The organism is Xenorhabdus siamensis (assembly GCF_037996745.1).
Classification (GTDB): domain Bacteria; phylum Pseudomonadota; class Gammaproteobacteria; order Enterobacterales; family Enterobacteriaceae; genus Xenorhabdus; species Xenorhabdus indica.
Map to the genome: position 1 here is coordinate 1 of NZ_JBBMXE010000020.1, position 13,173 is coordinate 13,173.

The following is a 13,173-nucleotide window of genomic DNA, read 5'->3' on the forward strand; positions in this document are numbered from 1 at the left end:
ACACTGTCCGCAACCCGGATAACGGGCCGGCGTTAGAACATCAAACATTCAAGGGTGGTATTTCAAGGATGGCTCCGTGCAGACTGGCGTCCACACTTCACTGCCTCCCACCTATCCTACACATCAAGGCTCCATGTTCAGTGTCAAGCTATAGTAAAGGTTCACGGGGTCTTTCCGTCTTGCCGCGGGTACACTGCATCTTCACAGCGAGTTCAATTTCACTGAGTCTCGGGTGGAGACAGCCTGGCCATCATTACGCCATTCGTGCAGGTCGGAACTTACCCGACAAGGAATTTCGCTACCTTAGGACCGTTATAGTTACGGCCGCCGTTTACTGGGGCTTCGATCAAGAGCGTCTCCTTACGGATAACCCCATCAATTAACCTTCCAGCACCGGGCAGGCGTCACACCGTATACGTCCACTTTCGTGTTTGCACAGTGCTGTGTTTTTATTAAACAGTTGCAGCCAGCTGGTATCTGCGGCTGGCTTTGGCTCCGGGCGCCTGTCCCTTCACCTAATGCCAGCGTGCCTTCTCCCGAAGTTACGGCACCATTTTGCCTAGTTCCTTCACCCGAGTTCTCTCAAGCGCCTGAGTATTCTCTACCTGACCACCTGTGTCGGTTTGGGGTACGATTCACTGTTACCTGATGCTTAGAGGCTTTTCCTGGAAGCCGGGCATCTGTCACTTCAGCACCGTAGTGCCTCGTCATCACGCCTCAGTGTTACAGATAACCGGATTTGCCAGGTTATCCCACCTACACGCTTAAACCGGGACGACCGTCGCCCGGATGACATAGCCTTCTCCGTCCCCCCTTCGCAGTAACACCGAGTACAGGAATATTAACCTGTTGCCCATCGACTACGCTGTTCAGCCTCGCCTTAGGGGTCGACTCACCCTGCCCCGATTAACGTTGGACAGGAACCCTTGGTCTTCCGGCGAGCGGGTTTTTCACCCGCTTTATCGTTACTTATGTCAGCATTCGCACTTCTGATACCTCCAGCAAACCTCACGGTTCACCTTCAGCGGCTTACAGAACGCTCCCCTACCCAGCAACATTAATATGTCGCTGCCGCAGCTTCGGTGCCTGGTTTAGCCCCGTTACATCTTCCGCGCAGGCCGACTCGACCAGTGAGCTATTACGCTTTCTTTAAATGATGGCTGCTTCTAAGCCAACATCCTGGCTGTCTGAGCCTTCCCACTTCGTTTCCCACTTAACCAGGACTTGGGGACCTTAGCTGGCGGTCTGGGTTGTTTCCCTCTTCACGACGGACGTTAGCACCCGCCGTGTGTCTCCCGTGATAACATTCTCCGGTATTCGCAGTTTGCATCGGGTTGGTAAGTCGGGATGACCCCCTAGCCGAAACAGTGCTCTACCCCCGGAGATGAGTTCACGAGGCGCTACCTAAATAGCTTTCGGGGAGAACCAGCTATCTCCCGGTTTGATTGGCCTTTCACCCCCAGCCACAAGTCATCCGCTAATTTTTCAACATTAGTCGGTTCGGTCCTCCAGTTAGTGTTACCCAACCTTCAACCTGCCCATGGCTAGATCACCGGGTTTCGGGTCTATACCCTGCAACTTCGCGCCCCGTTAAGACTCGGTTTCCCTGCGGCTCCCCTATGCGGTTAACCTTGCTACAGAATATAAGTCGCTGACCCATTATACAAAAGGTACGCAGTCACACCCGAAGGTGCTCCCACTGCTTGTACGTACACGGTTTCAGGTTCTCTTTCACTCCCCTCGCCGGGGTTCTTTTCGCCTTTCCCTCACGGTACTGGTTCACTATCGGTCAGTCAGGAGTATTTAGCCTTGGAGGATGGTCCCCCCCTGTTCAGACAGGATACCACGTGTCCCGCCCTACTCGTCGAGCTCACACTGCCAGCGTCTTCGGATACGGGGCTGTCACCCTTTACTGCCGGCCTTTCCAGACCGTTCTCCTGACGCTGACACTGCTGATCGCTCTGGGCTCCTCCCCGTTCGCTCGCCGCTACTGGGGGAATCTCGGTTGATTTCTTTTCCTCGGGGTACTGAGATGTTTCAGTTCCCCCGGTTCGCCTCCTGCCCCTATGAATTCAGGCCAGGATAGTGCAACGGATTGCACTGGGTTGCCCCATTCGGGTATCGCCGGTTATTGTGGTTCCTATCACCTTACCGGCGCTTATCGCAGATTAGCACGCCCTTCATCGCCTCTGACTGCCTAGGCATCCACCGTGTACGCTTAGTCGCTTAACCTCACAACCCGAAGAAGTCTTCGGACTGGAGTTTTGAGAGACTCCTCAATAGTTGTCATTTGACATCTACTGAGTGTTTCAAATTTTCAGCTTGTTCCAGATTGTTAAAGAGCTGGTATTGCTAAACTCGGCTTTCTGAAAGCCCGCTTAAGAATACCGATGATGGTGGAGCTAAGCGCCTTTCACCCGACCTCCTGCGTGCAAAGTGGCGTCCCCTAGCTGAGCTATACCCCTGTTACCGCCGTGAAAGGGCGGTGTCCTAGGCCTCTAGACGAAGGGGACTTCAAGTCGCTTCGCAGACGCTGCTCGTCTTACATTCATCAGACAATCTGTGTGAACACTCACAGTTCACCCTCATAGGTTAAGGAGGTGATCCAACCGCAGGTTCCCCTACGGTTACCTTGTTACGACTTCACCCCAGTCATGAATCACAAAGTGGTCAGCGCCCTCCCGCAGGTTAAGCTACCGACTTCTTTTGCCACCCACTCCCATGGTGTGACGGGCGGTGTGTACAAGGCCCGGGAACGTATTCACCGTAGCATGCTGATCTACGATTACTAGCGATTCCGACTTCATGGAGTCGAGTTGCAGACTCCAATCCGGACTACGACAGACTTTATGAGGTCCGCTTGCTCTCGCGAGGTCGCTTCTCTTTGTATCCGCCATTGTAGCACGTGTGTAGCCCTACTCGTCAGGGCCATGATGACTTGACGTCATCCCCACCTTCCTCCGGTTTATCACCGGCAGTCTCCCTTGAGTTCCCACCCTAACGTGCTGGCAACAAAGGATAAGGGTTGCGCTCGTTGCGGGACTTAACCCAACATTTCACAACACGAGCTGACGACAGCCATGCAGCACCTGTCTCAGCGCTCCCGAAGGCACGCCTCTGTCTCCAAAGGCTTCGCTGGATGTCAAGAGTAGGTAAGGTTCTTCGCGTTGCATCGAATTAAACCACATGCTCCACCGCTTGTGCGGGCCCCCGTCAATTCATTTGAGTTTTAATCTTGCGACCGTACTCCCCAGGCGGTCGATTTAACGCGTTAGCTCCGGAAGCCACACCTCAGGGGCACAGCCTCCAAATCGACATCGTTTACGGCGTGGACTACCAGGGTATCTAATCCTGTTTGCTCCCCACGCTTTCGCACCTGAGCGTCAGTCTTCGTCCAGGGGGCCGCCTTCGCCACCGGTATTCCTCCACATCTCTACGCATTTCACCGCTACACGTGGAATTCTACCCCCCTCTACGAGACTCTAGCCCACCAGTCTTAGATGCCGTTCCCAGGTTAAGCCCGGGGATTTCACATCTAACTTAATGGACCGCCTGCGTGCGCTTTACGCCCAGTAATTCCGATTAACGCTTGCACCCTCCGTATTACCGCGGCTGCTGGCACGGAGTTAGCCGGTGCTTCTTCTGCGGGTAACGTCAATCGCAAAGTGTATTCAACTTTACGCCTTCCTCCCCGCTGAAAGTACTTTACAACCCGAAGGCCTTCTTCATACACGCGGCATGGCTGCATCAGGCTGCCGCCCATTGTGCAATATTCCCCACTGCTGCCTCCCGTAGGAGTCTGGGCCGTGTCTCAGTCCCAGTGTGGCTGGTCATCCTCTCAGACCAGCTAGGGATCGTCGCCTAGGTGAGCCCTTACCTCACCTACTAGCTAATCCCATCTGGGTTCATCCGATGGCGTGAGGCCCGAAGGTCCCCCACTTTGCTCCCCAGAGGTTATGCGGTATTAGCCACCGTTTCCAGTGGTTATCCCCCTCCATCGGGCAGATCCCCAGACATTACTCACCCGTCCGCCGCTCGCCGGCAGGAAAGCACGCTTTCCCCCGCTGCCGCCCGACTTGCATGTGTTAGGCCTGCCGCCAGCGTTCAATCTGAGCCATGATCAAACTCTTCAATTCAAAGTTTGCTGCTCAAAGAATTAAACTGTTAGTTCGTAATGAATTAACTGTTCAGTCACTCTTCAAGACTTAATCTTTTTGCCTTTCGGCTTTCGACGGTGTCTTGCGAGTGCCCACACAGATTGTCTGATTAATTTGTTAAAGAGCATGGGCAACCGAACCTGCGTTCTGGGTTGCGAGGCGGCGTATCTTACGCTTTCCTCTCAGCGTGTCAAGCCTTTATTTTCGTGGCCGGTCACTCCTGTCATCCCGACTTATTTGTGTGTTTGTCGTGACAACAGATGCGCATTATAGGGCGTTTTCTGGCGCTGACAATAGTTTTTTTGCACTTTTTTTCTGTTCGCGTTTTTTTTCCTCAAAACGACGCAAAAATCAGCGAATAGATTGCTTTTAAGACGCTTTTTGACACGCTAACTGTAAAAACATCTCTGAAAAATGATCTACTTTAGCCCAATCGGTGTATTCAACCTCTTTGGTTGTATCCGTTTCTCCTCCCGTCATGCGCATAATGAATTGAATCATGAGGCGATCAAACCAATGATAACGGGGATAAAGCAAAGCTCCTGCAAAAACATCACACAAATCGGGCTTCCACGTGCTTTTTGTCAAGAACTTGCGTAAATAGGCATTCGTTTCCGGTGTACTTTTCTCTGGTTTTCTCGCGGTTAAATTGACACTAAAGAATGCTGTCGGCAATTGATTCAATTGCTTTTGATGGCTCGTGACAAACTTATATAATACAGAATTAAAGTGACCATAACGTATTGAGGCTCCGACCATCACTTTGTGGTAAGGAGCCAAATTCATGTGCTTGACTGTAGCAAGATCTCTTAAATCACATCCTATACCCGCACGACGAATATTTTCCGCGATACGAGTAATAATTTTCTTAGTCTGTCCATCCTGTGTGGAATAGAGCAGTAAGTAGTTCATAGATACGTCCTTTTAAATAACGAATCATCTTATAATTAGTCGCGCCAGAAAGTCGGTGTGAATAGGACTAATAAAGTGAAAACTTCCAAACGTCCAAACAGCATCGTAACGACCAATATCCACTTGGCTGTCGGATTCATTGTAGTGAAGTTATCCGCTACGGTTCCCAACCCTGGCCCCAGGTTATTCAATGTTGCAGCAATAGCCGAAAAGGCAGAGAATTCATCAATACCTGTTGCTATCAGTAGCAACATACTAATGATGAAAACCAATGCGTAAGCAGAGAAAAACCCCCAGACTGCCTCAATAATTTTTTCCGGTAATGCCCGGTGTCCCAATTTAATAGTATATACCGCGTTCGGATGCACCAGACGTTTCAGTTCGCGGGAGCCTTGTAGAAATAAGAGCAAAATACGAATGACTTTTAAACCACCACCAGTTGATCCGGCACATCCACCAATAAATGCAGAGCATAATAGTAAGAACGGCAGAAACAGAGGCCACTTAGCAAAACTGTCTGTTGTAAATCCTGCCGTCGTTGCCATTGAAACAACCTGAAAGAAAGCATGATTAAGTGCATTTAATTTGGATTCATAAACAGAATGCTGCCATAAGACCAGTGTACACAGTACGACTAATGCCAACTGGATACTGATAAACATGCGAAATTCAGGGTCACGCCAGTAGACTGTCAAACTTCGCCCGGAAAGCACAGCAAAATGCAAGCCAAAGTTACAACCGGAAATCAGCAGAAAGATCGCAATAATAGTATTAATTGTCGAGCTATTGAAAAATCCCACGCTGGCATCGTGTGTTGAAAATCCACCGATGGCGATGGTAGAAAAGCTATGAGAAATCGCATCAAAAATCGACATTCCCGCTGCCCATAGTGCAATCGCACAGGCAATAGTCAATAAGACATAAATCAGCCAAAGAGTTTTAGCTGTTTCCGCAATACGAGGACGCATTTTATTGTCTTTTAACGGTCCCGGCATTTCAGCCCGATAAAGCTGCATTCCACCGACGCCCAACAACGGCAGGATCGCAACAGCCAATACAATAATTCCCATTCCCCCCAACCATTGCAGCATTTGCCGATAAAAGAGAATTGCCTTAGGAAGGGAATCAAGACCAACAAGCGTCGTCGCCCCTGTTGTTGTCAGGCCAGAAAAGGATTCAAAAAAGGCATCTGTAACCGAAAGGTTAGGTTTTTCAGAGAAAATAAAAGGTAATGCTCCGACACTGCCCAATACTGTCCAGAACAGAACAACAATCAGGAAACCCTCTTTAGGTTTCAATTCATGTTTTTGTTCCCGATTGGGTATCCATAGTATTAAACCAATAAAGAGCGCAAAGATGAATGTCTGACTGAAAGCTCTGCCTGCACCATCTCGGTAAATCAATGCCACCAACCCCGGAATAATCATTGTGACAGAGAAAATAATAACAAGTAGCCCGACAATACGAGTTATGGTGCGAAAATGCATTCAGCAGGTTCCTTCGAAATCCTGTATGACAAAACAGTTATTTTTTTGACGTTAAAAAAAGCGTACCGCGACTTAAGTCACGTAATCTATTACCTATTTCTTCTGCAAGAGTAGCAGGTAATGATATTTGCAATGTAACATTTTCAGTATACTCACTAGCGAGCACTTGCCCTGAAAATTGCTGTAACAATTGTTCCACCATGGAAATTTGTGCATATTCACACTGTAACTGATACAGTTTTTGCGGTACTTTATACTTTTTTTCCAATAGCTTAAGTGCCTGCTGAACACCATTACCATAGGCTTTCACCAATCCACCTGTACCAAGCTTGATACCACCAAAATAACGAACTGATACTGCGGTGATCTCTCCTAAACCACTCCCGATTAATTGTGCAATCATCGGTTTACCCGCAGTTCCGGTAGGCTCTCCACCATCTGAGAACCCCAATTGCTGAGAGTCATCAGGCGCACCTGCGACAAAAGCCCAGCAGTGATGCCGGGCATCAGGGTATTGTTCCTTGATACCTTGGATAAATGCTTTCGCCTCATCTACCCCGCTGGTATGTTCCAACAGGGTAATAAAACGACTTTTCTTTATTTCTTCAGTAAAATTAACTGAAGCCGCAGGAATTAAATAAGGCTTCATTACGACAACTGCAAATCTCTGGTCATGTTTTCAATCCTTCCATCGTGAATAACGATATTATCCTCAATGCGAATACCGCCATAAGGTTTAAGCATACCGATTTTTTTCCAATCGAAATGTTTGCTGTATTCACTTTCACGCCAAGGCGTCAATAAAGTTTCAATGAAATAAAGGCCCGGCTCAATGGTCAAAACCATTCCCGGCTCTAAGATACGTGTACAACGCAGGTAAGAATACATTTCCGGCGCAGCCAGATGGGTTCCGCTATCATCTTGCATAAACCCGGCAGCATCATGCACCTGTAGGCCAAGTTGATGACCAAGTCCATGTGGGAAAAATGGCGTTGTTAGCCCTTTCTCAACCATGACTTCTTCACTAACTCCAGTAATGATATCGTGTTTTTTCAGCAACCTGGCTATACGATGATGCATATTGATATGGTAATCGGTGTATCGACCACCAGCTTTAATCGTGGCTATAATCGCCTGTTGCTCATCATTCAATCCTTTAATCAAAGCGGCGAATTCGCTGTTGGGTTTTGCGGCATAAGTTCGGGTGATATCCGCAGCATAGCCATTATATTCCGCCCCGGCATCAATCAAAAAACTGCGAATTTCAGAAGGTGCGGTTTGTTGTAACTTTGTGTAATGCAAAACTGCTGCATTTTCATTCAAAGCAATAATATTATCATAGGGAACATCAGTATCACGGTGGCCTGTTGCTATTAAATAGAACATATTGATTTCGAATTCACTGACACCCGACAGAAATGCGTCATGTGCGGCCATATGACCATTTATAGCCGTTTTCTGCGCTTCACGCATACAAGCCAGTTCATAATCGGTTTTATATGAACGATGGTAACTTAAATAATCTAAAACTACTTTAGGATTAATATTGTGATCGAAGAGCCCCAGAGATTTTGCACGATCAACTTGCTCACCGATATATGCTGTATATTGTTTTGGTAACCCATTCAGTGCAACTTTGATATCATCAGCCTTAGCCAAATGAAACATTTCTACTTCTTCAGCCCAATAACCATGAGGCAATGGTTCCACACTGTGCCAATAATCCACTGGGGAGTAAAACCATAGCTTGGGTTTATTAATACCATCAATCCATAACCAGCAATTCGGTACATTGGTTACAGGAACCCATGCTTTGAAATGCGCATTTGCCTTGAAAGGATAATGGCTATCATCAAGAAACACTCGTAATAACTCACCAGAGTGAATAAGCAGGGCGTCTAGCTGACTACGTGCCAATATTTCTCTGGCACGTTTTTGCAATATCTTAATATGTTCTTGGTACAGAGATGCCAACTTTTCCATTTTATTAGCCTTTAGGTTATCTGGCCGGAATTTAAATTTTATCACAATTCCTTTTTTTTAGTGCCATAGCAGAAAATCTATTTCATAGGAATTAACTGATAATATTTATATTTTTCAATGCAATAATAAAAAATATCACTACATATCATAAATCTTACCTGTGATCTGCCCTACAAAAAATTAATCATTGATTTGCATTCACTTAACACACTAATCACAATCAACTGCATCTGGTCATACCAGATGGTATGCACTCATTGAGGAGAATGACATGCTCTACCTAAGTGAAACTATTCAAGTAAACTGGCTGAAAGATGGCATTGCAGAACTGATCTTCAATGCGCCATCTGCAATTAATAAATTAGACACAAAAACTGTTGCATCATTAGATAAAGCCGTTGCTACCCTTGAGCAACAAACTGAATTAAAAGGGCTATTAATACGTTCTGAAAAACAAGCCTTCATTGTTGGTGCAGATATCACAGAATTTTTATCCTTATTCAGCGCACCAGCAGAAAAACTTCATGAACTGTTGAATCTCGCTAACAATATTTTCAACCGAATTGAAGATCTCCCTGTTCCTACAGTCTCCGCAATCAATGGGTATGCGCTTGGCGGTGGTTGTGAGCTAGTACTTTCCACTGATTTCCGTATTGCGTCACCAGATCTTCGAATTGGTTTACCAGAAACTAAACTGGGCATTATGCCAGGCTTCGGTGGCTCCGTCCGTATGCCACGCCTAATTGGTACTGACAATGCCCTTGAGATTATTACCGCAGGCAAAGATATCAGCGCAGAAGAAGCACTGAAAAACGGTTTAGTTGATGCGGTTGTCCCTGCTGAAAAACTGATTGATGCTGCTGTTTCTATTTTGGAACAAGCCATCAAAGGTGACTTGGACTGGAAAGCTGCCCGCCAGCCTAAGCTGTCACCACTGAATCTCAACGAAGTTGAGCGCACCATGAGCTTCACCGTGGCAAAAGGTATGGTAATGAAAGTTGCAGGCCCTCATTACCCTGCTCCAATTACTGCCGTGAAAACCATTGAGAAAGCTGCCACATTGGGTCGTGATGAAGCATTGAGACTGGAAAGCGAAAATTTTGTTGCATTAGCACACACTTCCGTTGCTCGCGCTTTGGTCGGCATTTTCCTGAATGACCAATATGTAAAAGGTCTGGCAAAAAAACATCTGAAAGAAGTATCCACACCTCAACGCGCAGCCGTTCTGGGTGCAGGCATTATGGGAGGCGGCATTGCTTACCAATCAGCACGTAAGGGAGTTCCAGTGCTGATGAAAGATATTAATCAGAAAGCGCTGGATTTAGGTATTAATGAAGCGGCTAAGCTGTTGAATAAGCAATTCGAACGCGGACGTCTAGATGCGATGAAGATGGCTAAGATGTTGTCATCCATTCAACCCACCCTGAATTATGCCGGCATTGAGCAGTCACAAGTTGTTGTTGAAGCCGTCGTTGAAAATCCGAAAATTAAAGCCGCAGTTCTGGCAGAAACAGAATCCCATATTAATGATGACTGCATTCTGGCATCTAATACCTCCACAATTCCAATCACTGAACTGGCAAAATCACTGAAACGACCAGAAAACTTCTGTGGTATGCACTTCTTCAACCCGGTTCACCGTATGCCATTGGTTGAGATCATTCGTGGGGAAAAAACATCAGACAAAACAATTTCTACTGTTGTCGCCTACGCCAGCAAAATGGGTAAAACGCCAATCGTTGTCAATGATTGCCCAGGATTTTTCGTAAATCGTGTCCTGTTCCCTTATCTGGCTGGCTTCGGCATGTTATTGCGCGATGGCGGTGATTTCCGTCAAATCGACAAAATCATGGAAAAAGAATTTGGCTGGCCGATGGGTCCTGCTTACCTCATTGATGTTGTTGGTATTGATACTGCTCACCACGCCCAGAGTGTTATGGCGCAAGGTTTCCCTGACCGTATGAGCCGCGATTACCGGGATGCCATTGATGTATTGTTTGAAAATCAACGTTATGGTCAGAAAAATGGTGTTGGTTTCTATAAATACACCCAAGATAAAAAAGGCAAACCGAAAAAAGAACAAGACGAAACCACAGATCAATTATTGGCAGACGTTAGTCAACCTAAACAGACTTTCTCTGTCGAAGAGATCATTGCTCGTACCATGATCCCAATGATTAACGAAGTGGTCCGCTGTCTGGAAGAAGGTGTTATTGCCAGCCCTGCGGAAGCAGATATGGCACTGGTTTATGGTTTAGGCTTCCCTCCATTCCACGGTGGTATTTTCCGTTATTTGGATACGATGGGAACCGCAGCTTATGTGAAACTGGCTGAAAGTTATGCTCATTTAGGCACACTTTATCAAGTTCCAACTGGCCTGAAAGCGAAAGCTGAGAGCAATGAAAGTTACTATCCTGCCGCAGCAAAACTTGCTGTTAATCCCGGTGAAACAGCGTGAGGTCTGAAAACATGGAAAACGTAGTCATTATTGATGGTATCCGTACCCCTATGGGGCGCTCAAAAGGTGGAGTATTCCGTCAGATCCGTGCCGAAGATCTCTCTGCACATTTGATGAAATCGATACTCAAGCGCAATCCGTCAGTACAACCTGAACATATCGACGATATTTCTTGGGGCTGTGTACAACAAACACTGGAACAAGGCTTCAATATTGCCCGTAACTCCGCCTTACTGGCCGGGATCCCTCACTCAGTTCCTGCCGTTACAGTAAACCGTCTGTGCGGCTCTTCAATGCAATCGTTACACGATGGTGCCCGCATGATCATGACGGGTGATGCCAACATTGCATTGATTGGTGGTGTTGAGCATATGGGACATGTACCGATGACTCATGGTGTCGATTTCCATCCTAAGTTAAGTCGTAATGTAGCAAAAGCGGCTGGTGTGATGGGTTTAACCGCTGAAATGCTGGCGAAAATGCACGGTATCAGCCGCGAAATGCAGGATGAATTCGCCATGCGTTCACACCAGCGCGCTGCACAAGCGACAGAGTCAAAAGCCTTTGCTGGTGAAATCGCACCAATCCAAGGGCATGACGCTGATGGTAATCTAAAACTCATCGATTTTGATGAAGTGATCCGCCCCGATACTAATCTGAAAGACTTGGCTGCCCTGCGTCCTGTCTTTGATCCCGTCACAGGTAGTGTGACCGCAGGCAACTCTTCCGCGCTTTCAGATGGTGCATCTGCGATGTTAATCATGAGTGAAAGTAAAGCTCGTGAATTAGGGTTAACACCACGTGCTCGTATCCGTGCAATGGCAGTTGTCGGCTGTGATCCTTCTATCATGGGTTATGGTCCTGTACCTGCGACACACATGGCATTGAAAAAAGCAGGCTTGAACCTTTCAGATATTGGCATGATTGAGTTAAACGAAGCATTTGCAGCTCAATCTCTGGCTTGTATGAAAGGTCTGAAATTGCTGGATAGCATGGACGACAAAATCAACCTACATGGTGGTGCTATTGCTCTTGGTCACCCACTGGGTTGCTCTGGTGTTCGTATCACTACAACCTTGCTGAACTTAATGGAGCGTAAAGATGTCCAATTCGGGTTAGCAACAATGTGTATAGGGTTGGGCCAAGGCATTGCCACGATTGTTGAAAGAATCTAGTTGTTAAATTACTGGAGTTATCTGACGATTATTTATGCGTATTTTCCCCTTGTCTGTCTTATCTATTGCATCACTCTAATAAGTTGTTGCCGTAGTTTCCCGCCTGTCAGGGGCGGGTTTTTTTTATTTCTTATATTTAATAGATTCAAATTGTGTATCAGGATAGTAATAGTAATCCGATGATTCCCCAGAGGCATAGCTAACTATGTAACTGGGGGATGAATACTCGGTAACTGGAGGGTGAATACTCGTGCTAACAAGACACCTGAAAAGTGGTGACAAGTATGGCGATTGGCTCAGATAAACTCGAATGCATCACCATACATGCGATCGATGCAAGCATCACGTTCACTACAAAACCGTTCACGGGCAATTTTAGCCATCTCAAAACGGCCTGCTATATAGATATCATACGGCGCCAAACTGCTAAAATCTTCCAGAACGGCACTTAGTACAGTCCCCGTTCTTCCATGCCAATTCTCATCAATCTGTTCAACGACAGGAACAACAGTTAAATTAGGATAACATTCACTCAGTGCCTGCAATTCTTCTAAATCGTAGAGATGCTGTAATTCGCGACCACCCCAATAAATTGCAATTTCGCGATTAGGATCTTTTTCTAATGCGGCCAGTAAGATAGAACGGGTATAAGAAAACCCTGTTCCTCCTGCAACCAATAACATCGGGTTTTTACTATCTTCACGAAACCATGCTTTCCCGTGTGGAATATCAATATCAATAACTTTCTGATCCAGGATCCTATCCATCACCGCCATTGCATACAGATTTAATTCAGAAGCACCTATATGCAATTCAATCGTCTGTTTTTCTGATGGCGGTGATGCCATGGAGAAAGGACGTTTATCCCGCTCATCCATAACCACCATAAGGTATTGCCCTGCACGAAAAGAAAAAGGCGAATCAGGTAATAAACGAACCCGATAAACTGTATCTGTAATGGAGTCAACCGATGTTACTTTACAGCTTAGTGTTGTCATGCG

At 46.6% G+C, this 13,173-nt stretch carries 7 protein-coding genes and 2 rRNA genes; 2 read left to right on the top strand and 7 right to left on the bottom strand.

What is annotated here, in order from left to right; genetic code table 11:
• From AAC852_RS18200 to pepQ, 6 genes are all read right to left on the bottom strand, one after another.
• Window positions 1-2,232, bottom strand: a 23S ribosomal RNA gene (locus AAC852_RS18200); the annotation flags it as partial.
• A gap of 361 nt (window positions 2,233-2,593) precedes the next feature.
• Window positions 2,594-4,136, bottom strand: a 16S ribosomal RNA gene (locus AAC852_RS18205).
• Between the two features lie 390 nt (window positions 4,137-4,526).
• A complete protein-coding gene (gene hemG, locus AAC852_RS18210; protein ID WP_340622203.1) occupies window positions 4,527-5,069 on the bottom strand; it encodes a menaquinone-dependent protoporphyrinogen IX dehydrogenase in 543 nt (180 codons plus the stop codon).
• 35 nt (window positions 5,070-5,104) lie between these two features.
• The gene (gene trkH / locus AAC852_RS18215) at window positions 5,105-6,556 is read right to left on the bottom strand and encodes a Trk system potassium transporter TrkH (RefSeq protein WP_340622204.1); all 1,452 of its coding nucleotides are present in this window, start codon (window positions 6,554-6,556) and stop codon (window positions 5,105-5,107) included.
• A 37-nt stretch (window positions 6,557-6,593) separates the two neighbouring features.
• Window positions 6,594-7,205 carry an IMPACT family protein gene (locus tag AAC852_RS18220; protein WP_340622205.1) on the bottom strand — a complete coding sequence of 204 codons (612 nt, stop codon included), beginning with the start codon at window positions 7,203-7,205 and terminating at the stop codon, window positions 6,594-6,596.
• Window positions 7,205-8,539, bottom strand: a complete 1,335-nt coding sequence (pepQ, locus tag AAC852_RS18225; protein ID WP_340622206.1) for a Xaa-Pro dipeptidase — start codon at window positions 8,537-8,539, stop codon at window positions 7,205-7,207. The genes AAC852_RS18220 and pepQ overlap by 1 nt, the downstream gene beginning before the upstream one ends.
• A gap of 271 nt (window positions 8,540-8,810) precedes the next feature.
• On the opposite strand from pepQ, the gene fadB reads away from it, so the two are divergent.
• The gene (fadB, locus tag AAC852_RS18230) at window positions 8,811-10,997 is read left to right on the top strand and encodes a fatty acid oxidation complex subunit alpha FadB (protein WP_340622207.1); all 2,187 of its coding nucleotides are present in this window, start codon (window positions 8,811-8,813) and stop codon (window positions 10,995-10,997) included.
• Window positions 10,998-11,008: 11 nt separating this feature from the next.
• The gene (gene fadA, locus AAC852_RS18235) at window positions 11,009-12,172 is read left to right on the top strand and encodes an acetyl-CoA C-acyltransferase FadA (protein WP_340622208.1); all 1,164 of its coding nucleotides are present in this window, start codon (window positions 11,009-11,011) and stop codon (window positions 12,170-12,172) included.
• A gap of 296 nt (window positions 12,173-12,468) precedes the next feature.
• Here the strand turns inward: fadA and fre are convergent, their stop codons facing one another.
• Window positions 12,469-13,170: an NAD(P)H-flavin reductase gene (gene fre / locus AAC852_RS18240; RefSeq protein ID WP_340622209.1), complete on the bottom strand. Its 702-nt coding sequence runs from the start codon at window positions 13,168-13,170 to the stop codon at window positions 12,469-12,471.
• Between the last annotated feature and the right edge of the window lie 3 nt (window positions 13,171-13,173).